This is a genomic window from Bacillus sp. S2(2019) (assembly GCF_005144805.1).
GTDB classification, from domain to species: domain Bacteria; phylum Bacillota; class Bacilli; order Bacillales; family Bacillaceae; genus Bacillus; species Bacillus altitudinis.
Genome location: NZ_SWFL01000004.1, coordinates 48600 through 74894 on the forward strand (window position 1 = coordinate 48600; position 26295 = coordinate 74894).

Below are 26295 nucleotides of genomic sequence, written 5' to 3' on the forward strand. Positions count from 1 at the left end.
TTTGTTTATAGGGAGATGGACATGTTAAAAAAAGAAAAGCTTAATTTACTATTCATTTGGAGCGTCATTATATTCATTCATTTCATTGTATCGCTTTACATTACAGATGCTATTTCTGCCCCCTTATTAAAAAAATCATCTATCAATGTAGGGGAAAATACGGTGATTTTAATGACAATTATACTATTAATTTTAGCGTCATTAATAGATGTTGTGATTGTTTCTTTACTCATTCATATTAGCTCTGTCATGATGAACATTAGAGTAAATATGATGAAAAGCTTTTTCATTGCTAGTTTATTTAATCTCATTTTAAATGTAAACCAAGTGTTAGACACTATTGTGTTATCAAACGCAAATAATCTGACAGCAGAAAATTTCTCAACGAATATCTTCTTCAATCCGTTCTTTTATCTAGGTTTAGTTGTTGTTAGTCTGTGGTTAAGATATGTTGAGAAGAAACCAAATGTACAAATAATTGTGATTGCGGCTGTTATTTGTATATATAAATCTTTAACTGTATTTATTTAAATATACAAAAAAGGAGATTTAGTATATGTCGAATTCATCAAAAAAAAATAATAATTTAATCTTTTATATAGGTGTTGGAATGGTTATTCTACTTATAGCCTTTTTGAAGTTTAGTCATATTTCCGGTACGATGGAGGTCGTGTTGATATTAATCGGCTTAGTCTCCTTATTTACAATAAAGATTCTTACTAGAGAAAAAAAAGATAAAAAGCAGTAGAGTCTTTATTAAGCGTACGGTGTTTTAGAAATATTATGAGAATATGATTGAAGGGCATAGTCATTTGATTATGTCTTTTTGATTATCGTTGTTCGGTCTTTATTTAGTAGAAGAAGGTCGTGTTTTAAAAATATGTTTAGTTATAAAAGGTTCCTAACTTTTTATATGCAAATAACAAAATTTAAGGAATTTAAATATCTGAATATTATAATAACGGTGTTTTCCTCAAAAAAACAATTGTTTTTTAAGGGTAGATTTATTATGATAATATACATCGAAAGATTGAAGATTTTGAATCAGAATGAAAATTCTGATTTTTTATTTTTTATGTTGTTTGTTGATGAGGGGGAATAGAAGTGGCTCAAAAGGAATTAAAGAGAGGGTTAAGTGCTCGTCATATTCAAATGATTGCGCTTGGCGGCACAATTGGTGTTGGCTTATTTATGGGGTCAGCTAAAGCCATTCAATGGACAGGTCCATCGGTTCTTCTCGCGTACGCAGTGTGTGGTATTTTTATCTTTTTTATTATGCGTGCGATGGGAGAAATGTTGTATCTTGAACCGAGTACGGGATCGTTTGCTACATTTGGGCATCAATATATTCATCCGCTTGCGGGGTATATGACAGCTTGGAGTAACTGGTTCCAGTGGGTCATTGTTGGAATGTCTGAGATTATCGCCGTAGGCGCTTATATGAAATATTGGTTCCCGGAGTTACCGGCGTGGATTCCCGGATTAATCGCCATGATCATTTTAGGTGCGGCCAACTTGATTTCGGTTAAGTCATTCGGTGAGTTTGAATTCTGGTTTGCGATGATCAAGATTGTGACGATTATTTTAATGATCATTGCAGGTTTAGGCATTATTTTCTTTGGGTTTGGCAATGGTGGAACAGCGATTGGTTTGTCTAACCTTTGGGCGCACGGCGGATTCTTTACAGGTGGATTTAGCGGTTTCTTGTTTGCATTGTCCCTAGTGATTGCTGCCTATCAAGGGGTAGAGCTCATTGGGATTACTGCAGGTGAGGCGCAAAATCCACAAAAGACGCTGACAAATGCCATCAAAAGCATCATCTGGCGTATTTTGATTTTCTATATCGGTGCGATCTTTGTCATCGTGACGGTGTATCCGTGGGATCAGCTGAATACGCTCGGCAGTCCATTTGTGGCGACGTTTGCGAAAATTGGAATTACGGCAGCAGCAGGTATTATTAACTTTGTTGTCATTACAGCAGCGATGTCCGGCTGTAATAGTGGAATCTTCAGTGCGGGACGTATGCTTTATACATTAGGTGTGAATGGACAGGCACCTGCTTTCTTCACAAAAATTTCGAAGAATGGTGTACCGTATTTTGGGACATTTGCTGTGCTAATTGGTTTAGCGGTTGGGGTGGTCTTAAATTACGTTTCTCCGCCAAACATTTTCGTTTATGTGTATAGTGCGAGTGTCCTTCCTGGTATGGTGCCTTGGTTTGTCATTTTGATTAGTCATATTGGCTTCAGAAAAGCGAAGGGGGCAGCGCTTGATCAGCATCCATTTAAGATGCCGCTAGCACCAGTTTCTAATTATCTTACGATTGGCTTCTTATTGATGGTTCTTGTGTTTATGCTCATTAATCAGGATACGCGTATTTCTCTTATTGTGGGGATTGTTTTCTTGATTGTTGTAGCGCTTAGCTTCTTCATATTTGGGATTGGAAAGAGAAAACCGATCCAAACTGCTCCATCTAATCAAACGGTGGAATAATCAAAAGCCTTGCGGAACAACCGCAAGGCTTTTGTCGTTTACAGAGAAGCTTTGACACGCTGAAAGACATCTGGAAAGTTGGTGAAAAGACCGGTGACGCCGTATTGCAGAAGACGTGTCATGTCTACTTCGCTGTTTACCGTATATGGGTGAAGGAGGAGTCCATGGCTTCTGACCTGCTGTACATTTTCAAGTGTCAAAGCTCTAAAATTCGGTCCGACCCCCACTGCATATGATTTGATGAAGTCGAGCTGATCATCTGTAATAGACGTCATTTGCGCTCTATCTAATAGCTGTACTTTTGGAAGCCGAGGGGCGAGTTTCTGCAATTTTAATAGACTTTCTTGGCTGAAAGATTGGATGATGACCTGCCCTTTTCTCGTATGTTTTCCAAGAAGATGATGTTTCTTTAAGACGGCCAATAGTTTTTCTTCCATTTGCGGATAGATGTCTGGTTTTTTGGTTTCAATATAATAATTTTCTCGTTTACCGAAGTAGCGTAATACCTCATCTAATGTGAGGACTTGCTGTCCAATAAAGTGGGCATTTTGTTTGTCGGGGTTGGCTTCGTTAAACCATGCACCGGCATCGAGCTGTTTGATTTCGGCAAGTGTGAGGTCTTTGACCCAGCCTGTTCCGTTTGTCGTCCGGTCAACCGTTTCATCGTGCATGACGATGAGGTGTCCATCCTTTGTCATTTGAAGGTCGAGTTCGAGGTAATCTGCATTCATCTTTGTGGCGAGCTTGTAGGAAGCTAGGGTATGCTCTGGGGCATACCCTGATGCTCCGCGGTGTGCAACGGTTAAAATGCGATCTGGAGATAAAAGATGTTCATGTGCCGATATGGTGGTCGGCACCCAACCAAAAGACAGTAAAGCAAAAGAGAGTAACACGAAAGCAAGTAATCTACTTTTATTCATATTTTATCCTCCTTTTACGGTAACTGCCTCCATCATAAGAAATAGATGTAAAGGGCATGTTGGGCGGAGATGAATCTTTTATGTGATTTTCATTAAGCTTGCTCTACGCGCTTTCCTGTATTCCATGTCATGGCGAGGAACACAATTGCAAGGATACAAGAACCAACTAGTAAAATGAAACCTCCTGTCCAGTCATAGTGATCGACGACGACACCCATCATGGCATTAGCAAAAGCAGAGCCACCAATATATCCAAAGAATCCTGTCAGCCCGGCAGCAGTGCCAGCGGCTTTTTTCGGAGCGAGATCAATGGCTTGCAGTCCAATGAGCATGACGGGTCCGTAAATTAAAAACCCGATGCTGATGAGGGCAATGTTATCAACCATTGGATTGCCAGCAGGGTTTAACCAGTACACAAGAACCGCAATTAATACGCCAATCATAAAGAGGACGCCAGCAGGTGCGCGGCGGCTTCTAAAGAAGCGGTCACTAATCCACCCGCACAATAATGTACCAGGGATGCCTGCATATTCATAAAGGAAATAAGACCAGCGTGAATGCTCTGGTGAGAATCCTTTTGCTTCTGTTAAATAGGTAGGTGCCCAGTCTACGACCCCATAACGGACAAAGTACACAAAGACGTTGGCAATGGCGATATACCAAAGGAATTTGTTGTTGAGTACATATTTAAACAAAATCTCTTTTACTGTTAATTCTTTTTCTTGATCTTCATATTGTTGTGCCGGATAGTCATTTCGGTATTCTTCAATTGGCGGAAGACCAGCGGATTGCGGGGTGTCCCGTACGAGAAGAATGATGACGAAGGAGACGATAATGGCGATGATGGCAGGGAAGAAAAAGATACTTTTCCACGTCGCAAACAGAACAATTCCTAATGTGATAAGCGGTGCAAGAATTCCTCCACCGATATTGTGAGCGACGTTCCAAATCGACATTTTTGTTCCACGTTCACTCACCGAAAACCAATGTGCCATCGTTCGTCCGCATGGCGGCCACCCCATTCCTTGAAACCAGCCGTTTAAGAACATGAATAAAAACATGATCCATACACTGGATGTCACCCATGGAAATGAGACAAATAGAATATTGATAAGAGCTGATAGAAAGAGTCCAGCGGCTAAAAAGTATCTTGGGTTACACCGGTCTGAGATCATCCCCATAATGAATTTACTAAAGCCATAAGCGATTGAAACGGCCGCTAGTACAAAGCCTAATTCACTTTTTGTGAACCCCTCTTCCTGTAAATAAGGGATGGCAAATGCGAAATTTTTGCGCAGCAAATAGTAGCCCGCATATCCGATAAAGATTCCCAAAAAGACTTGCAGACGCAGCCGTTTATAGGTTTCGTCTGTTTTGGCATCATCGAGCCTGTCGATATGCGGAGCTGGTTTGAACCATTTGAACATAAACATCCTCCTCTTGTAGATATGACTGAAACAAAAGTACGAGGTCTGTCTTTGATCTTATACTTTTTCAGAGACAAAAGAATTGATAACGCTTTCTTTTGTACTCCCATCATATCGGCTGGAGAAGATGTTTATGATGAGGCTTTTGTCATTATTTTGGAAAAACAGTTCATGAAGTGATGAAAAAAATCCGCACAATGGCGGATTTTTAATAGTGGTTAAATTGATACATCAATTTTTGCAGATTTCTTTAGTTGATCAATTTCTTTTTGTACTTCTTTTTGCTTTTCTTGAGATTCTAACTGCTTCTTGATTTGTGATTTGACGTCTTTGAAATCAGGTGCTTTTTGTTTTTGTTTTTTCATTTGTTCGGCGTATTGGTCATAGTACGCTTTGACGTCTTTTTCAGACACAGAGGCTGATTTAATTTCTTTGTCGACATATTGGCTGTATTTGATGCTGTCGGCAATATCACTTTTCAGCTGATCCATTGTCAGTCCGCTCTTTTTGAGTGCTTCTTCAAATTGAGCATTGTCTTTAAATTGTTTCTTTTCTTCTTTTAGCTGCTTATGGACTTGCTTGTCAGAGGCTTTATAGCCCTTCTTCTCAGCATCTTGCAGGATGAGCTCTTGACCTACTAGCGCATCAATGGTTTGCTTTTTGACAGCTTTTGCGCCTTCTTTAGATGTTGGGTCTTGTCCTGACTGCTGAAGTTGACCTTGAATGGTTGATAGGGCGCTATTGTATTCACTTCCTGTGATTTTATCTTTGTTGACGGTCGCAACGACCTTTTGATCATCAATTTTTTGTGCGTCTAATTTCTTTTGCATCTCTTCCATTTGCTTTTGCTGCTCTTTTTGGTCAGCCTGTGTTGTTTCCCTGCTATTGGCTGAATCGTTTTGCTTATCCTGTTTCGCATCGTTTGATGAGCAGGCTGCAAGCCCCACTGATAACAGGCAAGCAATGAGTGTATATGATACTTTTTTCAATTATTTTCTCTCCCTTCGGTATGAGAACATCTAGTGCGCATTCTAACCGTTTTAGAGGAAAAATAAAACCGTATAGACGAATTGTTAGCGGATTGACATTTTTTTTATCTGTTTGTCCTCATTTTGTCTTCTCATAGTCATCATATGACAGCTCAAATTTGAAATAATTGTTCCATCGCTTCGTCGAGATTGGTGATCGGCTGGCGGCAGCTGTAGTTTTCACAAATATAGACTGTCGTGCTGTCGTTGATCGTTTTGTAATCTTTTGCAAAAGGTGCGAGCCTTGCTAATTCTTGCCCTGTTTCGGCAGTTAAAATGAGATCAAATGGCATGAATCGTTTTTGCAATGCTTGTAGAAGCTGTTCTTTTTGCGGGTCGCCCTTTTTTCCGAGAATAATGATATCTCGTTTTACGGCATATTGGCTTAATAGTCCTTGTAAAAAGGCGGTATGTCCGCTTGGATAGGAAGAGACATCGACGTAAAAGGCGCTGAACATCTTCTCTAGTGTCTTGATCCAGTCTTGACGTCCGATCATTCTGCTTAGTTTCAGAAGCTGTTGGAGTGCGGTGCTGTTACCAGACGGCATGGCCCCGTCATATACTTCTTTTTCACGAACGATAAGCGCTTCTGCATCTGAGCCTGAGAAGAAAAAGCCCCCGATTTGCTCATCCCAAAACAGTTCAAACATATTTTCAGCAACGGCTCTGGCTTTTGTCAGCCAATCTAGGTCAAAGGTCGCTTCGTATAAAGACATATACGCTGTGAGCATGTGCGCATAATCCTCGATAAAGCCTAGATGCTTTACGTCCCCTTCTCTGAAGCGGACCATGAGGCGTCCCTGTTGGATGAGGTGTGTTTCGAGAAAAGACATCGCCTGTTTTGCCATGCGTATGGCCTCTTTTTCATGAAAGACACTCCCTGCTTTGGCAAGTGCGGAAATCATCAGCGCATTCCACGAGGTGAGTACCTTGTCATCGATTAGCGGTGCAGGTCGCTGCTGTCTTACAGTGAGTAAGATGTGTCGAGCGGATTGCAGTTTGGAATGAAGGGTTTTGTCGTCGATTGAATATGCTGCCTTGATGTCATCAAATGAGGTGGAAATGGTATGAGGGATGTTCTGTCCTTCAAAATTTCCTTCCTCTGTGATGTGATAGACCGCACAAAATAAAGTGCCGAGGTCATCACCTAAATGAGTCATGATCTCATCTTTTGTCCAAACGTAATATTGCCCTTCCTTTCCTTCCGAATCGGCATCGATTGCTGAATAAAAAGAGCCATCACGATTCATCATGTCTCGTTTGATAAATTGAATGAGGTCTTGGACAAGCTTTTCGTACTCAGGGTGTTGAGTGATTTGATAGGCTTCGGTGTAGGCATCTATTAGCAAGGCGTTATCATACAGCATCTTTTCGAAATGCGGCACAAGCCATTTTTCATCGGTTGAATATCGAGTAAATCCAGAACCAATATGATCATAAATACCGCCGTTTGCCATGCCGTTTAACGTTTTTGTGACAGCATATAACGCATTTTCTTGCCCTGTCCATTCAAAATAGCGCATGAGAAACGTGAGCATATGAGGCGCAGGAAATTTAGGCGCAGAACCGAAGCCGCCATACAGTGTATCAAAGCTGCTCATGAGCTGATAATAGGCTTTGTGAATCGACTCCTGAGTGAGCGTATTTTCTGTCTGCCCTGCTGCCTTGATCCGTAAATTATTTGTTGCCTTTTCTGCCAATGATTCAATATGATCACGATCGTTGTGATACGCATCCAGCAATTGCGTCAGTGCTTCAATGAAGCCGGGACGGCCGTAAGCACTTCTTTTTGGAAAGTATGTCCCCGCATAAAAAGGCTTTTGATCAGGCGTGACAAACACGTTGAGCGGCCAGCCTCCTTGCCCCGTCATCATCTGACAAACGGACATATACATCGAGTCAATGTCCGGACGCTCCTCACGATCGACCTTGATTGAAATGAAATGCTCGTTTAGGATGTCAGCGACTTGTTGATCTTCAAAGCTTTCGTGTGCCATGACGTGGCACCAGTGGCAAGTGGCGTAGCCGATGCTGACAAGCACCGGTTTATTTTCACGTTTCGCTTTGTCGAATGCTTCTTGCCCCCACGGGTACCAGTGAACTGGGTTGTGGGCGTGTTGAAGGAGGTAGGGTGATTTTTCCGTGATGAGTGGGTTGGGTGTTTGGTTGTTTGGCATGGGTCACCTTCTTTCTAAATGTTTTTTAGTATTTTCTTTTCTCCATTTAATATATCAGATTGCTGAGGCTCGTCATATTTTGTCTGTGAGGTATTCCCATCATGAAAAAAACAAGGGCTATAAACCCTTGTTTTGTCATTATTTCACCTTTTCATCACTTCAATCGTAATGTTTTAACAAGATGGCTGAATTATGTCCTCCAAAACCAAAAGAATTGGATAGCCCATATTTCAATGGAAGCTGTCTCGCTTCTAATACAACATCTAAATTGCAATCTGGATCTTGTTTCTCTACATTAATAGTTGGTGGAATCAATCCTCGTCTCAAACTTTCCACTAAAGCAATCGCTTCTACTCCGCCAGCAGCACCAAACATGTGCCCAGTCATTGACTTGTTCGCCGTTGTTGGAATTTCACCTGAACGATCACCAAATAATTTCTTAATCGCTAGAACTTCTGAACGATCACCTACTTGTGTACTTGTTGCATGAGCACTAATAACATCGATTTCACTTGTTGATATATCTGCACTTCTCAATGCTTTCTTCATGGCTAAGTAGGCACCCCTACCTTCTGGGTGTGAAGCGACCATATGATGAGCATCTGAACTAGCTCCGTATCCCACTACTTCACATAATATCGGCGCATCTCTAAGAATTGCGTTTTCTAATGATTCTAATACTAAGATACCGGCGCCTTCACTCATCACAAAGCCATCTCTATCTGTATCGAATGGACGGCTGGCACGACTTGGGTCTTGGTTTCTAGTAGATAGTGCATGTGCGTTTCCAAAGCTAGCCAAAGATATCTGATTGACGGCAGCTTCTGCTCCACCGGCAAATATAATATCTGCTTCATCATTTCGGATCGCATTGAAAGCTTCACCAATTGAGGTGTTCCCGATAGAACAAGCTGTGACCGGTGACAATGATGGCCCTTGTGCGCCTAATTTGATGCTGATTTGGGCCGCAGCTGCATTTGAAATCATCATGGGGACAAGGCTGGGGCTTACTCTCGATGGACCTCGTTTATCTAATACATTCACCTGATCAACAAGCGATTGTATGCCCCCGATTCCTGATCCAACATATACGCCTAAACGTTCAAGATCTACTTGATCTAACTGTAATTGTGATTGTTCTAATGCTTGTTCGGCTGCTGCTAAGGCAAACTGACTAAAACGATCTAATCGTTTTGCTTCTTTTCTCCCTAATATTTCATCTGCATCGAAATCACGAACGATTCCAGCTATTTTTGTTTTATAATCAGTCGTATCAAAAGAATCAATGTGAGATATTCCCGATTGTCCTTTCATGAGTTGATTCCAAAAGCTATCTATATCATTTCCAAGTGGAGAAATAACTCCCATTCCAGTAATGACAACTCTTTTCATGATCATTCCCTCCTTGTTTTTATTAACTTTAGCCATTGTGTTATCCTATTACAAGTTGTTGTTTATCCTAGTATAATGAATAATATTTTAAAAGGAGACCTTAATGAAACCTGAAACAAGACTTCAAGCATTATCAGAATTTCTAAAAAACCAACGTTCAAAAATCACGCCTCAAATGGTTGGTTTACCTGTAGGAACCCGCCGAAGAACACCAGGACTCAGAAGAGAAGAAGTGGCTCAACTAGCCGGTGTGAGTCTTACTTGGTATACATGGTTAGAGCAAGGCAGAGATATAAAAGTATCTACTTCGGTATTAGATGCGATTTCTAGTGCATTACAATTAAATAACGATGAAAGGAGATATTTGTACGCTTTAGCGTTAGAGGAAGGTGTGAAACAATCCTATATCATTGAGAATGAGAAGGAAATCAGTCCGGCTTTAGTGAAAATTCTGCAGGAACTTCGTTATTGTCCAACGATTATATCTGATAGAAGAAGTCAGATTGTTGGGTGGAATCAAGCAGCAGCTAATGTATTTTTGGACTTTGAACAAATCATTCCGGCAGAAAGGAATATCATCCGCTTACTATTCGCAAGAAAGGAATTTAAAAGTTTAGCCGTGAATTGGGAGCATTTTGTAAGAGGATATATCGCCATATTTAGAACGTATTATGGACAGTATGTGGCGGATGACTGGTATGAGCAATTTATAGAAGAAATGGAGCAGGCATATCCTGAGTTTCGTAAAATATGGAATGAAAATGAGATCAGCTATGCACCTGAAGTATTAATTGAATTTCGTCATGCTAAGGTAGGGAAAATGTTGTTTAATCTCACTTCATTACAAGTGTATGGGGATACTGATTTAAGATGCAGTGTCTATACTCCAGTTGAGGATACTGAAACGGAGCTTAAGTTAAAACGTTTAATTGAAGGGTAGCTGTTGTTTGGAGAGAAGAATAGGGCTGATTCAAAGAATACTTCTTTAACTTTGTGTAGATTTTAAAAAACAACTAGTATAGTAGCAATTGGTTATTTGTATTTGGATGAAGGCATTGTGTGTGTGCTGTGCTGAAGGAGGTATGGTGATTTTTCAGTGGAGTGGGGTGGATTTTTGATTGTTTGGCATGAATTCATCTGCTTTCATATATTAATTTCCTTCGTACTTTAACTTTAGTAAAACTTCGCCTTTTTATATAAAAAATCCTCTTAAAGTAGAAGAGGACAAAAGGACGTATTTCTTTTGATTTGAATAGTATATGCTACTTGAAGTAATCAATTTTCACAATGAATTTCTCAACTGATATTCCATCACTCCCGATCATATGGAGTTTAGGCGTTTTTAAATTTCCCTCACCATTATTTGCAAATGTAAAGGTGACGGTACCGCTTATATATTGATGAGGCTTAATATCTTTAACTCTTTTGCCTGTTTTATTATTAATAAAGTCTATGGTCTGGGTTTCTTCCTCTCCCCTCATCATTCTATAAAATTCAGGATGTAGGGGAAGTTTATCGTTTGTTTTATTTTTTAATGTAAATGGTATGCGGTATTCAGTTATTTTATTTCTCATTTCATCAATGGTATTAATTTTCTTAGCTTTTTTAAACGTATGACTTATTTTTAGAAATTCAAACGTTTCATTTGTCGTAAGGTTTTTTTCTGTTACTTTATAGTTGGAGTATTCACTATTCACTTGTTGATAGCGGAACATGCTGATTAAGATAAAAATTATAGTCATCACTGAAATTACTATTACTTTTTTTCTCATTTTTCTTTATCCCTATCAACAATCGTTTCTTTTATAATTTCACCAGATTCAATATCATAAATCGTATCTGAAACCTTTTGAAGAGTTTCTTTATCATGGCTAGCGATCAAAATTGTTTTACCTTCATTTTTTAATGTTACGAGTAATTGATGTACTATTTCGACTGCTTTCTCATCTAAAGCATTAGTAGGTTCGTCTAAAATGAGCAAATCCGGTTTTTCCATAATTGCTTGAGCTATTCCCAAACGTTGTTTCATCCCAAGAGAATACTTTTTAAACTTTCTTTTGTCATTTGGATCAAGCCCTACACGAGAAATCACAGCAGAAATTTCGTTATCGTTAATTTTATTCTGAATCATAGAGAGTAATTTTAGGTTAGCAAAACCAGTATATTCTGGGATAAAACCAGGATACTCTATTAATATTCCAACATTTTCGGGAAATGAGATGTCTCTGTGTAATTGTTTCCCACCTACAGTTACTTTTCCATCACTTGGTTTTACTAATCCGGATAATACACGAAACAACATTGTTTTTCCGGATCCATTAGGTCCACGAAAACCATAAATATTCCCCTTTTGTAATGATAAGTTAATATTCTTAAGGACTTGGTTTTTTTTAATAAATTTGTTTAATGCCTCAATTTTAATATATTCTTCTGACATGAGTTTCACCTCGATTAATATTCTTTTTCATGATCATTGCCGTATTCAGTTAAAAAATCTTGTTTGATAAAAATTTTATATGCTAGAAAAGTAAAAAGTAATCCAAAACCACTAAATAAATAAATCATTCTAGAAAATAAACCTGGTATAAGCCAAGATGTCATTTCTAATGACAGTGAGTCATTAATGAAAGAAAAACCAAAATAAATATTAAGCATTTTATCAAGAATCACAGCAGATGAAATGATAATAAAGCTGTATATATAATTTTTACTTAACAAATAGCAAACCACAACAAATAGTCCGATCAGATGGAATACCAATAAACTTGTAATCAGATATCTAATTAACATGATATTAGATGAAAAGTATTCATCTAAAGGTAGTTGATCGCCATATATTAAGTATGGAGCTCCTTTTGTAGACAGCCAAACGTTGTTCCACCTTCCTGACAGGAAGCCACCCAGAAGGAAACCACCAATTAGGTATATGAGAGTGAATATTAGACAGATCCAAAAGACACGTAATAATAACGATAAAAATACTTTTTCTCTTTTTTGATAACGAACAAAACGAGAAGAGTCGAAAAAAGGTACGATTCCAAATGAAAAAAACATTAGAAAAAGGGGTAATACGGGAAAAATAAATGTATAGGAAGAGAAAAATAAATTTAAAGATTGTGGTATTCCCATTATTCCATGTTGCGGTATACTTTCTTTGACTAAATATAAAATACAGAGCAAATAACAAAAAAACCAGATGAATAATCGCACTTTATAACGGCATATGTCGAGTAAAACGATATGTAGTTCTTTAACGAATAACATTCTTTTTAACCCCTAGAATGTATAATGAAAAACTTAACATAAATCCGATAAACAAGTGTAAAACAAGACTTGCTAGACTCACACCATCTGTAGCCTGTTGTTGCAAGAAGCTTGTTGATATCATTTCCTGATGCCCTAGTGTTGAAAGTACCATGTTTATGACATATAAACTTGCAAAAGGTGTAATTAGAACAACAAATGATTTTTTAATAAACATTCCAAATCCCAAAGCTATACTTGCGAACATACCAGAGAAAATACCAATCAATATGACATATAAAAGCATATGAACAAAGGGATGTGTATAATATAGATCTGGTAAGAAAGTATTATCAGAGTCTAAAGGCATCTCATTGTTAATCGCTCTATCAGGTTTTATATTTGGAAGTCTCATGAAAGACAAATAAATATTTAATAATAGGGAAAAGACAGCTGTGAGCATACCTGCTAAAAAGTTTATAAGAAACAAACTAAAGAAATATTGTTTTTGTTTTCCTCTAATAATTAAAAAGCGAAAAAAACCAGTTGACCGATCTCTTGAGTACAGATCTGAAAATGGGAGTGTTGCCAAAATTGGTAATAAGAACATGTAAAGTGCTGGATAATCTGATATTCCACCGATCCCCATCCATTTTGTATAAGGGGTAAAAGAAATTCCTCCTGTAAGTTCTAAATGTTCTTTGAGTGGCATTTCTTCTGTCCAAAAATAAGCAATCGCTAAAATTGAACCAATGGCTAATGATATGTAAAAAGAAGGGCGCTTTATTAATCGTAATATAAGCAAATAAAACATGTTTCTCTCCATTTCGTTTATTTAAAACTAAATATAGAAGCGACTCAGTTAATTCTGAGTCGCTGTGTCACATAGTTCTCTTTTGAGTTTAAAGAGCCTAATAGAATCAAGGGCTTTTTGGATCGTAATCGGGACTCCATTTGCCATTAGCATGACCAGCTGCATTCTTCTTAGCACCTATCGAAACAGGCGGATATCCTATTCCCAAGAATGTTTTTTCAACTGCCAAATTGTATAGGAGTTGTACTCCTTTATAATTTTTCTTAATTGTATAATAGTGGCCATCTGAAACATCTTTTCCTTTAGATCTGGCCCAGGCTACATAAGAAGTATTATTCTTTTCACTGTTCATATAATACCAAGATTTAGTAAATTTTGTTCTAGATGTTGTCTCATCATATGGATTTCCTTTTAGAAATCTAAAATTATAATTAGTATCTTTATAGTTGCCACTTGGTTCTCCTGCATAGACATGCACAATTCCTATAGTAGAAAAGGTTACTCCTAGAATTAAAGTTAGGCTAATGATTATTTTGTTTTTCAACTGTCTTCACCTCATTGTTTACTTACAATTAAGTATTTATCTGCGACACCTATGCAATTATTATCTTTATTTAGCCAAATCATTCTTAATGCTATTTCTGCTTTCTGACCTTTGAATGTTGGTAAATTAATTAAATAATCGTGATCTACATCTGATCTATCATAAGGTTGTTCCCATTGATGAGTAACTCCTCTATCATCTTTCAATTTTCCCAAGATTTTTGATGGGGGAGGTTCTTTTTGACTAAAGGTCATCGCTAATTCATAATTTTTAGGAAGTGGTCCAACTTCAATGTCCTCTCCTTTGAAAACATTTTCAATTGCCACATCATTATTCTTTATCTGACCTTGATAATAATGATCCTCTTTCAACTTTTCCCAAAATATAACTTTAAAAAGACTTTGCTTTTGTTCGGTATCAAAATAGAATATTTTAGAATCATCCTTTGTGCTATTATCCAAATCTTCTATACTTACAGAAGGATCTGGAGCTTTGTCTTTTATGGTGTTATTGAAATTATTTGATTGACAAGCACTAATCAAAGATATCATTATTAAAATTAAAAAAAATGTAAATAACTTTTTCACTATTTTCCCCACTAAAACCATAATTTGTACCGGTACGTGAGAATTATACAATAAAATAAAGAAAAATACACCTTTTTTTGTATTTTTTTATTTAAAATGCTATGTTATGCTATGTTCTAGTTAGTTGATAAGAGAGGGCTTTTTTACATGATTGGTTTATTATTACTTTTTAAAAGAGATATGATTCTTGGGTTTCATAGAACTACAAAAACTTTTATCATTATATCTATTCTAGGGTTGTTTAATTTCCTATACTACCTTTATTTTCTGCATATTAGTTTAACTAAAAGTAATGTTGCATTTTGGGATGTTATTGGTAAAACCTTTGCAGGTGTTCCCTTTGAACTTGTCGAACAACAAACAATTGAATTTCCTTTTGGATGGATTATATTTCAATTAAGTGGTGCAATATTGGTCAATACTTTTATAAAAGAAGATCTATTTGCCCATAGTGCCTTTATTAGAGTTAGAACAAAGTCAATATTTAAAATGTGGGTAAGCAAACTATTATTTTGTTGTGCCGCAATATTTATCTTCTACATATTAATATTGTCCCTTACCTGGTTTGTTTGGAAATTGAGTGGGGGGACAGTAAATAACTTGACAGATTACGGCGAAAGTATTTTAAGATATTCGTCCTTTCAATTCTCTTATAGTCAAATTATTGTTTATTCAATTCTCTTAAATATAGCTGGCACATTTCTTTTTACTTTTATCTTTGCTTTTTTAACATTAATTTTTAAAACAATTTATAGTTTCATAATTTGTATCTGTATTTTATTTCTTTCCATTTTCTCAGATAATCCAATGCTACTTGGGAATGAATTTATGCTGATTAGGCATCCTATGTTTGGTTTACCTCCAGTTGTCTCAATTATTATGACACTAATTATAGTTCCTATTCTCTGTATTGTTTTTTCGATAGGTGGGGGAATTTATCTATCTAAGTATGATTTAATAAGTGATATGGAAAAGGAATGAGATTTTATAACCCTATAGTATCCTGTAGATTTTGAAATCTAAATTTACCCGATCTTTGGAAGAATAAAGTACTTAAAATTGAGGAACTGTTGTGATATTTATATCAATAGTTCTTCTTTTTAATACCATCATCATGTTTGACTAAATACCTATCAGGGTATACTATCTGATCATAAGGAAAAGAGAAAGGAGTGTTAAACGTGGAGTATAATCAGCAGATGAAGAATCGTCTTCGCCGGATTGAAGGGCAGATTAAAGGGGTTCTTGCGATGATGGAGCAGGGAAAAGATTGCCGCGAAGTGGTGACGCAGCTATCTGCATCACGCAATGCCATTGATCGTGCAATGGGTGTGATTGTGAGTACAAACCTTGAACAATGTGTCCGTGAAAGTCTTGAACAAGGCAAGGATACAGAGGGGCTTGTCAAAGAAGCGGTTGAGCTCTTGGTGAAAAGCCGGTAAGAAATTCCTCAGCCTTTGGAGGTTGACGAATTTTTTTACTTGTTATAATATACCCTTACCGGTATATGTATATATTTTTTGCTTTTTGTATACCCCCACGGGTAATTAAGATAAGGAGGATCATGATGGAAGAACAAAATAAACGAACGACGATTGTTTTATTTAGTGGAGATTATGATAAAGCGATGGCCGCTTATATTATTGCAAATGGCGCAGCAGCTTATGATCACGAGGTGACTATTTTTCATACTTTTTGGGGGCTGAATGCCTTGCGTCAGGAAGAGATGGTGCCACTGAAGAAGGGATTTTTAGAAAAAATGTTTGGCAAAATGATGCCGCGTGGCGCTGATCGAATGGGGCTGTCAAAGATGAATTTTGCAGGAATGGGACCGAAGATGATCAAGCATGTGATCAATAAACACAATGCCATGACCCTGCCGCAGCTCATTGATATGGCGAAGGAACAAGAGATCAACCTCGTGGCATGTACGATGACGATGGATCTTTTAGGGCTGCAGGAGAATGAATTACTAGCAGACATTCAATATGCCGGTGTGGCCGCGTATTTAGCAGAGGCAGAAATCGGGAATGTGAACTTATTTATCTAGGGAGGTGTCCATACATGATTCAAATGCTTTTGCTCATCATTGTGATCGCTTTGCTTGTGAGCCGTTTTCTTCCCGTACGCGGTGTGAAACAAATGGACGCAGCTCATCTGAAACCTAAATTGCATAGTCGGCATCAACAGCTGATAGACGTGCGATCACCTTTAGAGTTTCAAACAAATCATATAAAAGGATTTCAAAATATCCCCTTACCACAGTTAAGGAATCGAGCGCATGAGCTTGAGAAAGACAAAGAAGTGTATGTGATCTGCCAAAGCGGGATGAGAAGTATGCAGGCGGCTAAATTGTTAAAAAAACAGGGATTTACCCACATTACGAATATCAAGGGTGGCATGAATGCTTGGCGATTATAGGTATAAATAGGCTTTAAAATATACCCCCACCCCTATAAAAAGGAGGAAAAACAATGCAGCAACCAACAGCAATTCTAGATGCAAAAGGATTGGCATGCCCAATGCCCATTGTCAAAACGAAAAAACAAATGAATGAGCTCTTGCCAGGAGATGTGCTTGAAGTGCAAGCAACCGATAAAGGGTCTACAGCGGATTTAGCAGCTTGGTCAAAAAGCGCCGGTCATGAATTTTTAGGAACAAAAGTAGAAGGACAGGTGCTTCATCATTTGATTCGTAAAGGCGGAGCGAAACAGGAGGAGGAGCAGTCAATGATTTCGGAAATGTCGTTGAACATGTTTCAACAGAAGGTAAAAGAAGATCAGTCATTGTTTATTTTAGATGTACGAGAGCCAGATGAATACGAAGCGGGTCATATTCCAGGAGCTGTTCACATCCCTCTTGGCGAGGTGGAACAACGTGCTGAAGAATTGAACCGAGAGACGCTCATTTACCTCATCTGTCATTCAGGCAGAAGAAGTGAATTAGCCGCACAAAAGTTAAAAGAAAAAGGATTTCATCAATTGATCAATGTAGTGCCAGGTATGAACAGCTGGACAGGAGAGATTGAAAAATAGGAGCTGAATGAAACGATGACTGTAAAAGCAATGACAGCAGAACAGTTAACAAAAAAGATCATCAACAAAGAGCCGATCTTTTTGTTGGATGTACGAAACGAATCAGATGTGCAGGACTGGAAAATTGAAGGGAAAGCCGTTGAATATTTAAATGTGCCTTACTTTGAGCTTCTTGATGGCGTAGAGGATATGGTGGAGAACATACCGGATGACCTAGATGTACTGGTCGTTTGTGCGAAAGAGGGCTCTTCTATTATGGTGGCAGAGATGCTGTCAGAGGCAGGCAGAACGGTCCATTATTTGCAAGGCGGCATGAAGGCATGGAGTGAGCATTTAGAGCCAGTGAAGATCGGTGATTTAACTGGCGGTGGAGAGTTGTACCAATTTGTGCGAATGGGCAAGGGTTGCTTGTCCTATATGATCATGTCGAATGGAGAAGCTGCGATTATTGATGCAGCTAGAATGACGGAGGTCTATACGCAATTTGCTAAAAAACACCAAGTCACGGTGACGCATGTGTTTGATACGCACCTTCATGCGGACCATATATCTGGCGGGAAAAAGCTGTCTGAACAGACTGGCGCTATCTACTGGCTGCCGCCAAAAGACGCCGAAGAGGTGACATTTGCGTACAATCACCTTGAAGAAGGACAGCGTGTGACGATTGGAGCGGCGGATATTGATATTCACGCCCTTTATTCACCAGGCCATACGATTGGTTCAACCTCTTTTATCGTAGACGACCGTTATCTCCTTTCAGGTGATATTTTGTTCATTGATTCGATCGGACGACCTGATCTAGCCGGTATGGCGGAGGACTGGGTAGGTGATTTGAGGGAAACCCTTTATACGCGATATACGGCGCTTTCGGCAGAATTGATTGTGCTACCTGCACATTTTATGATCGTGGAGGAGCTTAATGAAGACGGGAGCGTTTGGAAGGAGCTGGGCGCTTTGTTCGAAGAAAATCACGGGCTGAACATTGAAGATGAAGACGTATTTAGACAAATGGTCACGCAGGATCTTCCTGCACAGCCAAACGCTTATCAATACATTCGGTCTACCAATATGGGGAAGCTGCATCCAGACGAGGAAGCGCAGCGAGACATGGAAATTGGTCCAAACCGTTGTGCGATTCGATAATGTTCAATAAAATAAAGAAGCGAGGGATGATCAGATGACATCAGATCACATTTTAGACGTAACCGGGCTTGCATGCCCAATGCCGATTATTCGGACGAAGAAAAAAATGAACGACTTGGCTGAAGGCCAAGTATTAGAAATACATGCAACAGATAAAGGGGCCAAAGCTGATTTGACTGCATGGGCTAAGTCAAGCGGACATGAATTGATCATGCAGACGGATGAAGGACAGGTGCTGAAGTTCTGGGTGAGAAAAGGGTCCTAAAGGGGAGAGGGGTATCTATGAGGGAACCCCTTTTCCTTTTGCAAAGGAGGAGACCAGCGTGGATTTTGCATTTTTCATTACTTTATTTATCATCGGATTTATTGGTTCCTTCTTATCAGGAATGGTCGGAATAGGAGGATCGGTGATCAACTATCCCATGCTGCTTTATATCCCACCTCTTGTCGGAGTGATGGCATTATCGGCTCACGAGGTTTCAGGGATTGGTGCCATTCAAGTACTGTTTTCGACACTCGGCGGTGTGCTGGCGTATCGAAAAAGCGGATTTTTACATCGTCCATTGATTTTATATATGGGGAGCAGTATATTGGCAGGGAGTTTATTAGGCAGCTATTTATCACATTTCCTTCCAGAGAAAGGCATCAATGTAGTCTATGGTCTGCTTGCCATTGTCGCTGTCATTTTAATGCTTGTTCCGAAAAAAGGTCAGCGGGCAGAAGCAGATGGAGAGGTGACCTTTCATAAAGGATTGGCGGCTGGTATTGCCTTTGTGATCGGAAGTGTATCCGGTGTATTAGGTGCAGGCGGTGCCTTTATTTTAGTGCCGGTGATGCTATCGATTCTCAAAATCCCTGTGCGGATGACGATTGCCTCGTCTCTGGCCATTACGTTTCTCTCTGCGATCGGCGCATCGGCTGGGAAAGTGCTGACTGGTCAAGTCATGTTCATGCCTGCGCTTGTCTTAATGGCAGCCAGTTTGATTGCTGCGCCGATTGGGGCGAAGATTGGTCAGAAGATCAATGCCGTTTATTTGCAATGGGCACTTGCCGTGATGATTACAGCTACAGCAATTAAAATCTGGCTGGATTTATTATAAAAAAAAGACCAACAACTGAGAGCAAGGGCTCTTTTCCATGTGTTGGTCCTTTTTATTTCATATCATCGTGCTCGATATACGTTTCAAGTGCAGGGTGGTACTCTTTTTGATAATGAAGATTGGGGCATGTTTTCACGACTTTGCCTTGCAAGGCATTGGACTTCGAGACATCTAATGCTGTTTTACATTTTGGACAACGTTCGTTAAATATTGAGAGCCAGCGCTTCATAGATCACCACTCCAGTTAAAGTCTTAAAAACCGATTATATTAATATGAATTATAGGGGATTGTGTGAAGGAGGTCAATGGATATTTGGCTCTTTTTAACAAAAAAGAAGCATCGTATAAGATGCTTCAGTGTATAGACAAACCCCTGCATTATTTGTAAAAAATTTGAAATATGATTAGTAGGCTTTTGCCCAGAACACCATATCAGAAGCTGGTTTCCCGCAGCAGACACATGTGTCAGAAACGGATTCTTGTTCAAACGGGATACAGCGTGATGTCGCCCCTGTTCTCTCTTTGATGTCGTTTTCACAGTCTTCATCGCCGCACCACATGGCTTTGATCAACCTGTTTTCTTCGGCAAGAAGCTGCTCGATGTCTTCGATTGTGTGGGCGTTTGATGTTTTTTCATGTAATCGTTCTTTTGCTTTTTCGTACATCGTCTGCTGAATGTCTTCAAGCGTGGACGTGATGGTTTGTTCAAGTGCATCTAATGTGACGGCTTGCTTTTCACCAGTGTCTCGTCTTGCGAGCATCACCTGACCTTTTTCCATATCCTTTGGTCCTACTTCTACGCGTAATGGGATGCCCTGCATTTCGCATTCGTTGAATTTCCAGCCAGGCTGTTTATCACTTGCATCGATGTCAGCGCGTGCGATGCGGGCGAGTCTATCCTTTAATTCATAGGCATGATCGAGGACACCTTCTTTATGGGAAGCAATTGGCACAACACGTACTTGGGTTGGCGCAATGTTTGGCGGCAGGACAAGTCCTCTGTCATCGCCATGCACCATGATCATAGCGCCAATAATTCTTGTGGTGAAGCCCCATGATGTTTGCTGGACATGCTCTAATTTTCCTTCTCGATTTAAAAATTCAATGCCAAACGCCTTGGCAAATCCGTTGCCGAAGAAGTGAGAAGTGGCGGTTTGCAGGGCTTTTCCATCATGCATCAAGCTTTCAACCGTATAGGTGAAGCGGGCGCCAGCGAATTTTTCTTTCTCTGTTTTCCTGCCTTTAATGACAGGGATCGCTAGAAGCTCTTCACAAATAGACGCATAGATATGAAGCATTCTTTCTGTTTCTTCAATCGCTTCTTGCTCAGTCTCGTGACAAGTGTGCCCTTCCTGCCAGAGGAATTCAAGGGTTCTAAGGAATGGACGTGTTGTCTTTTCCCAGCGGACGACATTGGCCCATTGGTTATATAGCTTCGGTAAATCACGATAGGAATGAATGATGTTTTTATAATGCTCGGCGAACAGCACCTCGGATGTTGGTCTGACGCAGAGTCTTTCCTGTAATTCCGAATCACCGCCATGTGTCACCCATGCCACTTCAGGAGCAAAGCCTTCGATATGATCTTTTTCCTGCTGGAGAAGGCTTTCTGGGATAAAGAGCGGCATATAGACATTCTCGTGACCCGTTTCTTTGATTTGACGATCAAGTTCGTCGCGAATATTCTCCCAAATTTTAAAACCGTATGGCTGAATAATCATACTGCCTCTAACGCTTGAATAATCGACGAGACGCGCCTTTGTGACAACATCTGTATACCACTGGGCAAAGTCGTCTTCCATGCTTGTAATTTTCTCAACAAATTGTTTCTTTGACATCGTCTTTTTCCTCCTTTTAAAAAAACAAAAAAGCTGTGCTTTAAGTTAGGGACCATTCCTGGTGGTACCACCCTAATTTAAAGCACAGCTTTACACTCGATCATGATAACGGTATGAACCGCTGTATGAAACAGAACTAAATCGGCAGGTTCACTTGAAGATGTCAGTAGGAACTTCTCAGCACCGTTCCCTCTCTGGTAAAGATCAATTCAAGCTACTATTCCAGATCTACGTTGATTCTTGTTCGTTGATTTTTCATCAGTTTACCTGTAAATGGGGGAGAAAGCAAGTTGGTCCGCAAGTTCATTTCATGCCCTTCTGAGGTCGTTTATGTTGCTGAGCCATTGGCAGACACTTTCTGTTTTTGCAGCTTGCACGTTATGGAAGGCTATGCTAATATATTTGAAGAAAAAAATAGACTTGTATAACCTCAATAATATGGTTTGAGGGTTTCTACCAGGATCCGATAAATCCTGATTACAAAAGCGCGCTTTCCTTTTTTGTAATCAGGGTTTTTTTGTTTGTCTGCACCCTGTATCAAAAGTGAAAGCCATGATATAGAGAAGGGATGTTAGACATGAACTGGAGAGTTTATTTATTAGCTGTTTCTACTTTTGCGGTTGGATTAGTTGAGCTTGTGGTCGGGGGCATTTTGCCAAGTTTAGCAGAGGATCTCAATGTGTCTCTTGCGACAGCTGGGCAGCTGATCACGGTATTTGCGATTGTGTATGCTATTTCAGCACCGGTGCTACTGACCGTCACAGCCAAAATCGAACGAAAGCGTCTTTATTTAATCGCATTATTGGTCTTTACATTAGGCAATGTATTCACATATTTTAGTTCCACCTTTGCCCTTGTCATGATTTCTAGGGTCTTGATTGCCATGAGTACGGCGCTTGTTGTGGTACTATCATTGACGATTACTGCCAAGCTGGTGGAACCAGCTCATCGAGCGAAAGCATTAGGTCTGATTTTTATTGGGATTAGCTCATCACTTGTTCTCGGTGTACCGATCGGTATTTTTATTACAGAGAGCTTTGGCTGGAGAGTGATGTTTTTAGGAATCAGTATTCTGTCAGCTATATCCATGGTACTCATTTATTTTCTATTGGAGAAAATGCCTGTTGAAAAAGTCACACCGCTTAAAGAACAAATTCGTTCTTTAGGGCATCCGAAAATTTTCAGTGCACATTTGATTAGCTTGTTCATGCTTGCTGGTCATTATATGCTGTATTCTTATTTCACGCCATTTCTGATGGAAGTTCTGCATATGACTCCGTTTTGGATTAGTATTTGTTATTTGGTCTTCGGGCTTGCGTCGATTGGCGGGAATGGGTTTGGCGGCTGGCTGAGTGACAAACTAGGATCAGGAAAAGCCATTTTGCTTGTGACCATGGCGTTTGCCATTGTGATGTTTATCCTTCCTTATACAGCGGGAGTGTTTATGCTCTTTATGGTGATGGTTGTCCTATGGGGTGCTCTTAGCTGGGCACTGACACCTGCTTTGCAGAGCTATTTGATTCAAACAGACCCTGTGACGTCTGATATTCAGCAAAGTTTAAATACATCCGCTTTGCAAATTGGGATTTCCATTGGATCAGCAGTGGGTGGCGTCATGTTTACAATGACCGGTTCATCTGTTGATTTGGCTAAATTCGGTGCTGTTTTTGTGCTGATTGCCTTTAGCTGTGCAGTGATTTCATTAAAGAGACCGCCGCTTTATATGGATCGTCAGCATCATGCTGAATAGAAGAGAATTAGATCGTTTAGCTGCCTCATCATAGGCAGCTTTTTATTTTTTGAAAACCACACCTTCACTTTTACCAGTAATGACTTCTTCTCCATGCTGATTGATATACCGGGAAAAAAGGTGGACACGATGGTATTTTTCAAGGGGTTCTACCTTGGTGACGGCCATCTGACAGGTAATGGTGTCACCTGTATAAACAGGGCGTATGAAGGTACATGTCATCTCTTGACCGATAAAATGAAACTGACCGCCAAGCTTCGTGGCTAGACTTGCTGTGAGAAAGCCGTGTACCATGAGCCTGCCTTGATCATCTAGCTCGGTATGGTGTTTGCCAAGATCACCTGTCATCTCGCCAAATTTGATCACATCTTCATGCGTATAGGTTTTGCTTGTTTGAAATTGATCGCCTGGTCGAACCATCTGTTCTTCAGCTCCTTTTTTTAAATGTACCAAAGGAATGAATGAATGTACATTCATTTTTGTGGTGAGATGTTGGAAGCAAAGAAGAGACAGGATGCCTTTCTTTGCCCTTGATACGTCAGGAAAAATGTCATCTTCTATTCAAAAATAACCATTTCTCCAATTGGTTGAAATCCGGCACGCTGATAGATATGTTTGCCGTCATTTGAGGCTTGTAACATCACACACTTTTGTTTGTTATCTGTCTGGGTCAGAAGGTAATGAAACATGTCACTGCCAAGTCCTCTTCCGCGGTGTTCTGCCTTTGTGATCACATCATAAATACCGTAGCTGTCTGTTGTTTCGATCAATAAGCCCGTTGTGACCGGTTTGTTGTGTTCATATCCAACGAACATGCGTGTACTCGGGTGTAATCGTTCAATCGAAAAGCACTGGAAATAGCTGTTTAAAGAGATTGCCTCATGTGATCCTTCGAAAAGTTCGATAAATAAATGTTGATAATCGAGAAAAGTTTGATCGTCAGTCACTTCCTTGATCGTAAGCGATTGAGAGGTCCTTTGATCGATGTCGTTTGTATGTTCAAGCATCATGATGGTATTGCGTTCCACTTCTTGAAGCCCATATTTCTGCATGGTATTCGACCAATCGGGGTGGAGCAGGCTTTGAGTGATCCATGTGCTGAATGCTAGCTGCTGTTGCTGCATTTGTTCGATGGCAGCTTCCACTTTTTGTTGATCTTGTATGTGCGCTGAAATGGGTAATAACAAATTGAACGTGTCAGTTGATATATGCGTGTTTGATAGAACGAAATCCTCCGTTGATAGGAACGATCCGTTGACAACAGAAGTAAACAAATTTATTTTTTCTTCTAACTGGCGAATGGCCATTTGCTGCTCTGTTTTCATTCTCTCACCTTCTTTTTTTGATTGAGGGGTACCTATCATAAATAATAGCAAAGAAAAGGAAATTGTGCCGTCTCTTGTAATCTAGTAAAAAAGTTCTTTTATTTATCAGGTCTGATGACCCATTCTTTTCATCATCCCCACATTTCTTTTGACTCCTTTATTGATTATTAGTACCATTTTATTAACCAGTTAAGAGTGGAGGTTCAGATGGAAACAAACGAGCAGATTGTCTTAAAAGCGATTCAAGATTTGATTATGCATAGGGAAAAGAAACGGAACGATCCAACAGATCCACTGATTACCACGACTGATACACTCAAGCAAGATTGGACACTTACACAGCTTCATATTTTATCTATGATTCAAGCAAACCCTAACGAATCCAATAATACATTTCTTTCACAACAACTAAAACTATCAAAACCAGCTATTACAAAGGCTGTGAAAAAGCTCATCGAAAAAGGTATGGTCGACTATCGCCACCGGCAAGGTGACAAGAAATCCGTCTATTATTCACTCACAGAGGAAGGCACACAGCTTGCGGCACTGCATGATGAACTTCATGAACAGGCAGTCTCCTCCTATTTAGAATTCCTCCATGAATTTAATGAAGACGAACTACAGGTTATTGAGCGCTTCTTAAAGGCTTGGAAGGAAAAGATATAAATAACGGACCGAAAGCTTTCTATAAACTAGATGCTTTCGGTTTTTTTATGGTAAAATTAACATATATTGACGTTATTCGTGAGGATGATTGAGGGAGGGAACCGTGTTGGTGGAAGAGATGATGGGAAATTTCAAAAAATATGTATTTATCATGCCGTTCGTCGGATTGTTTGTCAGCTTGCTATTATTTGTTTATTTTTTTGGGATCACAGGAGTTGAAGGGTCCATGTGGGCGGCTGTTTTGTATTGTGCTCTGCCCTTTCTGATGTACACGATACTCTGTTTGCCTTTATGGATTTATTTTAAAGTCAGCAAAAAACGTTCAATACATAGAAATGAGGAACATACATGATCGTTGTCAGCGCTTGTCTTGCGGGATTAAAGGTCCGTTATAATGGCAGCCATCGATTAGATCAACGTATCGAGGAGCTTGTGCAGGAAGGAAAGGCGGTAACAGTTTGCCCTGAGCTGCTTGGCGGTTTCTCTACACCAAGACCTCCCGCAGAAATTATTGGTGGAGATGGTCATGATGTCTTACGGGGGCAGGCTGCTGTTGTTGATGTTCATGGAACAGATGTGACAGAGATGTATGTAAATGGTGCACAAGCCACGCTTAAGCAGGCTCAGACATTTGGCGCAACATCCGTCGTGTTAAAAGAGTACAGCCCTTCTTGCGGAAGCCGGATGATCTATCGGGGAGAATTTAACGGGAAGACAAAGGCTGGGGACGGTGTGACGTCTGCCTTGCTGAAACAGCATGGGATTCAAGTATTCTCTGAGGAGGATGATTGGACCTCACTGTTTGTATAGGGA

General features: G+C 39.6%; 29 protein-coding genes and 1 riboswitch. Of the genes, 14 read left to right on the forward strand and 15 right to left on the reverse strand.

Features of this window, described 5'->3' with window-relative positions; translation table 11 throughout:
• Positions 1 to 21 precede the first annotated feature (21 nt).
• Together FBF75_RS15070 and FBF75_RS15075 are read left to right on the forward strand one after the other, a co-directional pair.
• Complete coding sequence (locus FBF75_RS15070) at positions 22 to 531, forward strand: hypothetical protein (RefSeq protein ID WP_017366501.1); 510 nt, start codon at positions 22 to 24, stop codon at positions 529 to 531.
• 573 nt (positions 532 to 1104) lie between these two features.
• The gene (locus FBF75_RS15075; RefSeq protein ID WP_048001358.1) at positions 1105 to 2493 is read left to right on the forward strand and encodes an amino acid permease; all 1389 of its coding nucleotides are present in this window, start codon (positions 1105 to 1107) and stop codon (positions 2491 to 2493) included.
• A gap of 38 nt (positions 2494 to 2531) precedes the next feature.
• On the opposite strand, the gene FBF75_RS15080 is transcribed toward FBF75_RS15075, so the two are convergent.
• From FBF75_RS15080 to fabF, 5 genes are all read right to left on the reverse strand, one after another.
• Positions 2532 to 3413, reverse strand: coding sequence for a glycerophosphodiester phosphodiesterase (locus FBF75_RS15080; RefSeq protein WP_136944885.1), 882 nt, complete (start codon positions 3411 to 3413; stop codon positions 2532 to 2534).
• A 92-nt stretch (positions 3414 to 3505) separates the two neighbouring features.
• The gene (gene glpT, locus FBF75_RS15085; protein ID WP_008343899.1) at positions 3506 to 4840 is read right to left on the reverse strand and encodes a glycerol-3-phosphate transporter; all 1335 of its coding nucleotides are present in this window, start codon (positions 4838 to 4840) and stop codon (positions 3506 to 3508) included.
• A 218-nt stretch (positions 4841 to 5058) separates the two neighbouring features.
• The gene (locus FBF75_RS15090; RefSeq protein ID WP_136944886.1) at positions 5059 to 5829 is read right to left on the reverse strand and encodes a SurA N-terminal domain-containing protein; all 771 of its coding nucleotides are present in this window, start codon (positions 5827 to 5829) and stop codon (positions 5059 to 5061) included.
• 152 nt (positions 5830 to 5981) lie between these two features.
• Entirely contained in the window at positions 5982 to 8045 is a 2064-nt protein-coding gene (locus FBF75_RS19990) for a thioredoxin domain-containing protein (RefSeq protein ID WP_136944887.1), read from the reverse strand.
• Between the two features lie 159 nt (positions 8046 to 8204).
• Complete coding sequence (gene fabF, locus FBF75_RS15100) at positions 8205 to 9437, reverse strand: beta-ketoacyl-ACP synthase II (RefSeq protein WP_136944888.1); 1233 nt, start codon at positions 9435 to 9437, stop codon at positions 8205 to 8207.
• A 103-nt stretch (positions 9438 to 9540) separates the two neighbouring features.
• Here fabF and FBF75_RS15105 point away from each other — a divergent pair, with 103 nt between their 5' ends.
• Positions 9541 to 10377, forward strand: a complete 837-nt coding sequence (locus tag FBF75_RS15105; RefSeq protein ID WP_008359338.1) for a helix-turn-helix transcriptional regulator — start codon at positions 9541 to 9543, stop codon at positions 10375 to 10377.
• Positions 10378 to 10699: 322 nt separating this feature from the next.
• Here the strand turns inward: FBF75_RS15105 and FBF75_RS15110 are convergent, their stop codons facing one another.
• The 6 genes from FBF75_RS15110 to FBF75_RS15135 form a co-directional block, all read right to left on the reverse strand.
• Positions 10700 to 11209 (reverse strand): hypothetical protein, encoded by a 510-nt coding sequence (locus FBF75_RS15110; RefSeq protein ID WP_008359336.1) that lies wholly within the window; start codon positions 11207 to 11209, stop codon positions 10700 to 10702.
• Entirely contained in the window at positions 11206 to 11874 is a 669-nt protein-coding gene (locus FBF75_RS15115; RefSeq protein WP_008359334.1) for an ATP-binding cassette domain-containing protein, read from the reverse strand. Before FBF75_RS15115 ends, FBF75_RS15110 begins: the two co-directional genes overlap by 4 nt.
• A gap of 14 nt (positions 11875 to 11888) precedes the next feature.
• Complete coding sequence (locus tag FBF75_RS15120; protein WP_008359331.1) at positions 11889 to 12701, reverse strand: hypothetical protein; 813 nt, start codon at positions 12699 to 12701, stop codon at positions 11889 to 11891.
• Positions 12688 to 13494, reverse strand: coding sequence for a hypothetical protein (locus FBF75_RS15125; RefSeq protein WP_136944889.1), 807 nt, complete (start codon positions 13492 to 13494; stop codon positions 12688 to 12690). The genes FBF75_RS15120 and FBF75_RS15125 overlap by 14 nt, the downstream gene beginning before the upstream one ends.
• 106 nt (positions 13495 to 13600) lie before the next feature.
• Positions 13601 to 14038, reverse strand: a complete 438-nt coding sequence (locus FBF75_RS15130) for a hypothetical protein (protein ID WP_008359326.1) — start codon at positions 14036 to 14038, stop codon at positions 13601 to 13603.
• Between the two features lie 11 nt (positions 14039 to 14049).
• A complete protein-coding gene (locus FBF75_RS15135; protein ID WP_017358716.1) occupies positions 14050 to 14625 on the reverse strand; it encodes a hypothetical protein in 576 nt (191 codons plus the stop codon).
• A 147-nt stretch (positions 14626 to 14772) separates the two neighbouring features.
• On the opposite strand from FBF75_RS15135, the gene FBF75_RS15140 reads away from it, so the two are divergent.
• From FBF75_RS15140 to FBF75_RS15175, 8 genes are all read left to right on the forward strand, one after another.
• Entirely contained in the window at positions 14773 to 15606 is an 834-nt protein-coding gene (locus FBF75_RS15140; protein ID WP_008359322.1) for a hypothetical protein, read from the forward strand.
• Positions 15607 to 15806: 200 nt separating this feature from the next.
• Positions 15807 to 16067 carry a metal-sensitive transcriptional regulator gene (locus FBF75_RS15145; protein ID WP_003217059.1) on the forward strand — a complete coding sequence of 87 codons (261 nt, stop codon included), beginning with the start codon at positions 15807 to 15809 and terminating at the stop codon, positions 16065 to 16067.
• Between the two features lie 125 nt (positions 16068 to 16192).
• Positions 16193 to 16675, forward strand: a complete 483-nt coding sequence (locus FBF75_RS15150) for a DsrE/DsrF/DrsH-like family protein (RefSeq protein ID WP_050826872.1) — start codon at positions 16193 to 16195, stop codon at positions 16673 to 16675.
• Between the two features lie 14 nt (positions 16676 to 16689).
• A complete protein-coding gene (locus FBF75_RS15155) occupies positions 16690 to 17046 on the forward strand; it encodes a rhodanese-like domain-containing protein (RefSeq protein WP_050826873.1) in 357 nt (118 codons plus the stop codon).
• 53 nt (positions 17047 to 17099) lie between these two features.
• Positions 17100 to 17660: a sulfurtransferase TusA family protein gene (locus FBF75_RS15160; protein WP_024719146.1), complete on the forward strand. Its 561-nt coding sequence runs from the start codon at positions 17100 to 17102 to the stop codon at positions 17658 to 17660.
• A gap of 15 nt (positions 17661 to 17675) precedes the next feature.
• Positions 17676 to 18803, forward strand: coding sequence for an MBL fold metallo-hydrolase (locus tag FBF75_RS15165; protein WP_136944890.1), 1128 nt, complete (start codon positions 17676 to 17678; stop codon positions 18801 to 18803).
• Between the two features lie 34 nt (positions 18804 to 18837).
• Positions 18838 to 19068 carry a sulfurtransferase TusA family protein gene (locus FBF75_RS15170; RefSeq protein ID WP_017358721.1) on the forward strand — a complete coding sequence of 77 codons (231 nt, stop codon included), beginning with the start codon at positions 18838 to 18840 and terminating at the stop codon, positions 19066 to 19068.
• A 58-nt stretch (positions 19069 to 19126) separates the two neighbouring features.
• On the forward strand, positions 19127 to 19903 hold the full coding sequence (locus tag FBF75_RS15175) for a sulfite exporter TauE/SafE family protein (RefSeq protein WP_017366514.1): 777 nt from the start codon (positions 19127 to 19129) through the stop codon (positions 19901 to 19903).
• Between the two features lie 52 nt (positions 19904 to 19955).
• Here FBF75_RS15175 and FBF75_RS19700 read toward each other — a convergent pair whose 3' ends face one another.
• Together FBF75_RS19700 and proS are read right to left on the reverse strand one after the other, a co-directional pair.
• Positions 19956 to 20132, reverse strand: a complete 177-nt coding sequence (locus tag FBF75_RS19700; protein ID WP_017358723.1) for a hypothetical protein — start codon at positions 20130 to 20132, stop codon at positions 19956 to 19958.
• A gap of 175 nt (positions 20133 to 20307) precedes the next feature.
• Positions 20308 to 21741 (reverse strand): proline--tRNA ligase, encoded by a 1434-nt coding sequence (gene proS / locus FBF75_RS15180; RefSeq protein WP_035703007.1) that lies wholly within the window; start codon positions 21739 to 21741, stop codon positions 20308 to 20310.
• A 400-nt stretch (positions 21742 to 22141) separates the two neighbouring features.
• A riboswitch (purine riboswitch) is annotated at positions 22142 to 22241 on the forward strand.
• A 77-nt stretch (positions 22242 to 22318) separates the two neighbouring features.
• Between proS and FBF75_RS15185 the strand changes: the two genes are divergently transcribed.
• Complete coding sequence (locus tag FBF75_RS15185) at positions 22319 to 23491, forward strand: MFS transporter (RefSeq protein ID WP_017358727.1); 1173 nt, start codon at positions 22319 to 22321, stop codon at positions 23489 to 23491.
• A gap of 42 nt (positions 23492 to 23533) precedes the next feature.
• Here FBF75_RS15185 and FBF75_RS15190 read toward each other — a convergent pair whose 3' ends face one another.
• The gene (locus FBF75_RS15190) at positions 23534 to 23911 is read right to left on the reverse strand and encodes a hotdog domain-containing protein (RefSeq protein ID WP_017358728.1); all 378 of its coding nucleotides are present in this window, start codon (positions 23909 to 23911) and stop codon (positions 23534 to 23536) included.
• Between the two features lie 137 nt (positions 23912 to 24048).
• A complete protein-coding gene (locus FBF75_RS15195) occupies positions 24049 to 24816 on the reverse strand; it encodes a GNAT family N-acetyltransferase (protein WP_136944891.1) in 768 nt (255 codons plus the stop codon).
• A 207-nt stretch (positions 24817 to 25023) separates the two neighbouring features.
• On the opposite strand from FBF75_RS15195, the gene FBF75_RS15200 reads away from it, so the two are divergent.
• Entirely contained in the window at positions 25024 to 25482 is a 459-nt protein-coding gene (locus FBF75_RS15200) for a MarR family transcriptional regulator (RefSeq protein ID WP_017366520.1), read from the forward strand.
• A 348-nt stretch (positions 25483 to 25830) separates the two neighbouring features.
• Positions 25831 to 26292 (forward strand): 2-thiouracil desulfurase family protein, encoded by a 462-nt coding sequence (locus tag FBF75_RS15210; RefSeq protein WP_136944892.1) that lies wholly within the window; start codon positions 25831 to 25833, stop codon positions 26290 to 26292.
• Positions 26293 to 26295 lie beyond the last annotated feature (3 nt).

Bases quoted from the DNA above. Each gene is read 5' to 3' on its own strand.
- FBF75_RS15070 (WP_017366501.1), top strand. From the start codon at position 22: ATGTTAAAAAAAGAAAAGCTTAATTTACTATTCATTTGGAGCGTCATT.
- FBF75_RS15080 (WP_136944885.1), bottom strand. From the start codon at position 3,413: ATGAATAAAAGTAGATTACTTGCTTTCGTGTTACTCTCTTTTGCTTTA.
- glpT (WP_008343899.1), bottom strand. From the start codon at position 4,840: ATGTTCAAATGGTTCAAACCAGCTCCGCATATCGACAGGCTCGATGAT.
- FBF75_RS19990 (WP_136944887.1), bottom strand. From the start codon at position 8,045: ATGCCAAACAACCAAACACCCAACCCACTCATCACGGAAAAATCACCC.
- fabF (WP_136944888.1), bottom strand. From the start codon at position 9,437: ATGAAAAGAGTTGTCATTACTGGAATGGGAGTTATTTCTCCACTTGGA.
- FBF75_RS15105 (WP_008359338.1), top strand. From the start codon at position 9,541: ATGAAACCTGAAACAAGACTTCAAGCATTATCAGAATTTCTAAAAAAC.
- FBF75_RS15110 (WP_008359336.1), bottom strand. From the start codon at position 11,209: ATGAGAAAAAAAGTAATAGTAATTTCAGTGATGACTATAATTTTTATC.
- FBF75_RS15115 (WP_008359334.1), bottom strand. From the start codon at position 11,874: ATGTCAGAAGAATATATTAAAATTGAGGCATTAAACAAATTTATTAAA.
- FBF75_RS15120 (WP_008359331.1), bottom strand. From the start codon at position 12,701: ATGTTATTCGTTAAAGAACTACATATCGTTTTACTCGACATATGCCGT.
- FBF75_RS15125 (WP_136944889.1), bottom strand. From the start codon at position 13,494: ATGTTTTATTTGCTTATATTACGATTAATAAAGCGCCCTTCTTTTTAC.
- FBF75_RS15140 (WP_008359322.1), top strand. From the start codon at position 14,773: ATGATTGGTTTATTATTACTTTTTAAAAGAGATATGATTCTTGGGTTT.
- FBF75_RS15150 (WP_050826872.1), top strand. From the start codon at position 16,193: ATGGAAGAACAAAATAAACGAACGACGATTGTTTTATTTAGTGGAGAT.
- FBF75_RS15155 (WP_050826873.1), top strand. From the start codon at position 16,690: ATGATTCAAATGCTTTTGCTCATCATTGTGATCGCTTTGCTTGTGAGC.
- FBF75_RS15160 (WP_024719146.1), top strand. From the start codon at position 17,100: ATGCAGCAACCAACAGCAATTCTAGATGCAAAAGGATTGGCATGCCCA.
- FBF75_RS15165 (WP_136944890.1), top strand. From the start codon at position 17,676: ATGACTGTAAAAGCAATGACAGCAGAACAGTTAACAAAAAAGATCATC.
- FBF75_RS15170 (WP_017358721.1), top strand. From the start codon at position 18,838: ATGACATCAGATCACATTTTAGACGTAACCGGGCTTGCATGCCCAATG.
- FBF75_RS19700 (WP_017358723.1), bottom strand. From the start codon at position 20,132: ATGAAGCGCTGGCTCTCAATATTTAACGAACGTTGTCCAAAATGTAAA.
- proS (WP_035703007.1), bottom strand. From the start codon at position 21,741: ATGTCAAAGAAACAATTTGTTGAGAAAATTACAAGCATGGAAGACGAC.
- FBF75_RS15185 (WP_017358727.1), top strand. From the start codon at position 22,319: ATGAACTGGAGAGTTTATTTATTAGCTGTTTCTACTTTTGCGGTTGGA.
- FBF75_RS15190 (WP_017358728.1), bottom strand. From the start codon at position 23,911: ATGGTTCGACCAGGCGATCAATTTCAAACAAGCAAAACCTATACGCAT.
- FBF75_RS15195 (WP_136944891.1), bottom strand. From the start codon at position 24,816: ATGAAAACAGAGCAGCAAATGGCCATTCGCCAGTTAGAAGAAAAAATA.
- FBF75_RS15200 (WP_017366520.1), top strand. From the start codon at position 25,024: ATGGAAACAAACGAGCAGATTGTCTTAAAAGCGATTCAAGATTTGATT.
- FBF75_RS15210 (WP_136944892.1), top strand. From the start codon at position 25,831: ATGATCGTTGTCAGCGCTTGTCTTGCGGGATTAAAGGTCCGTTATAAT.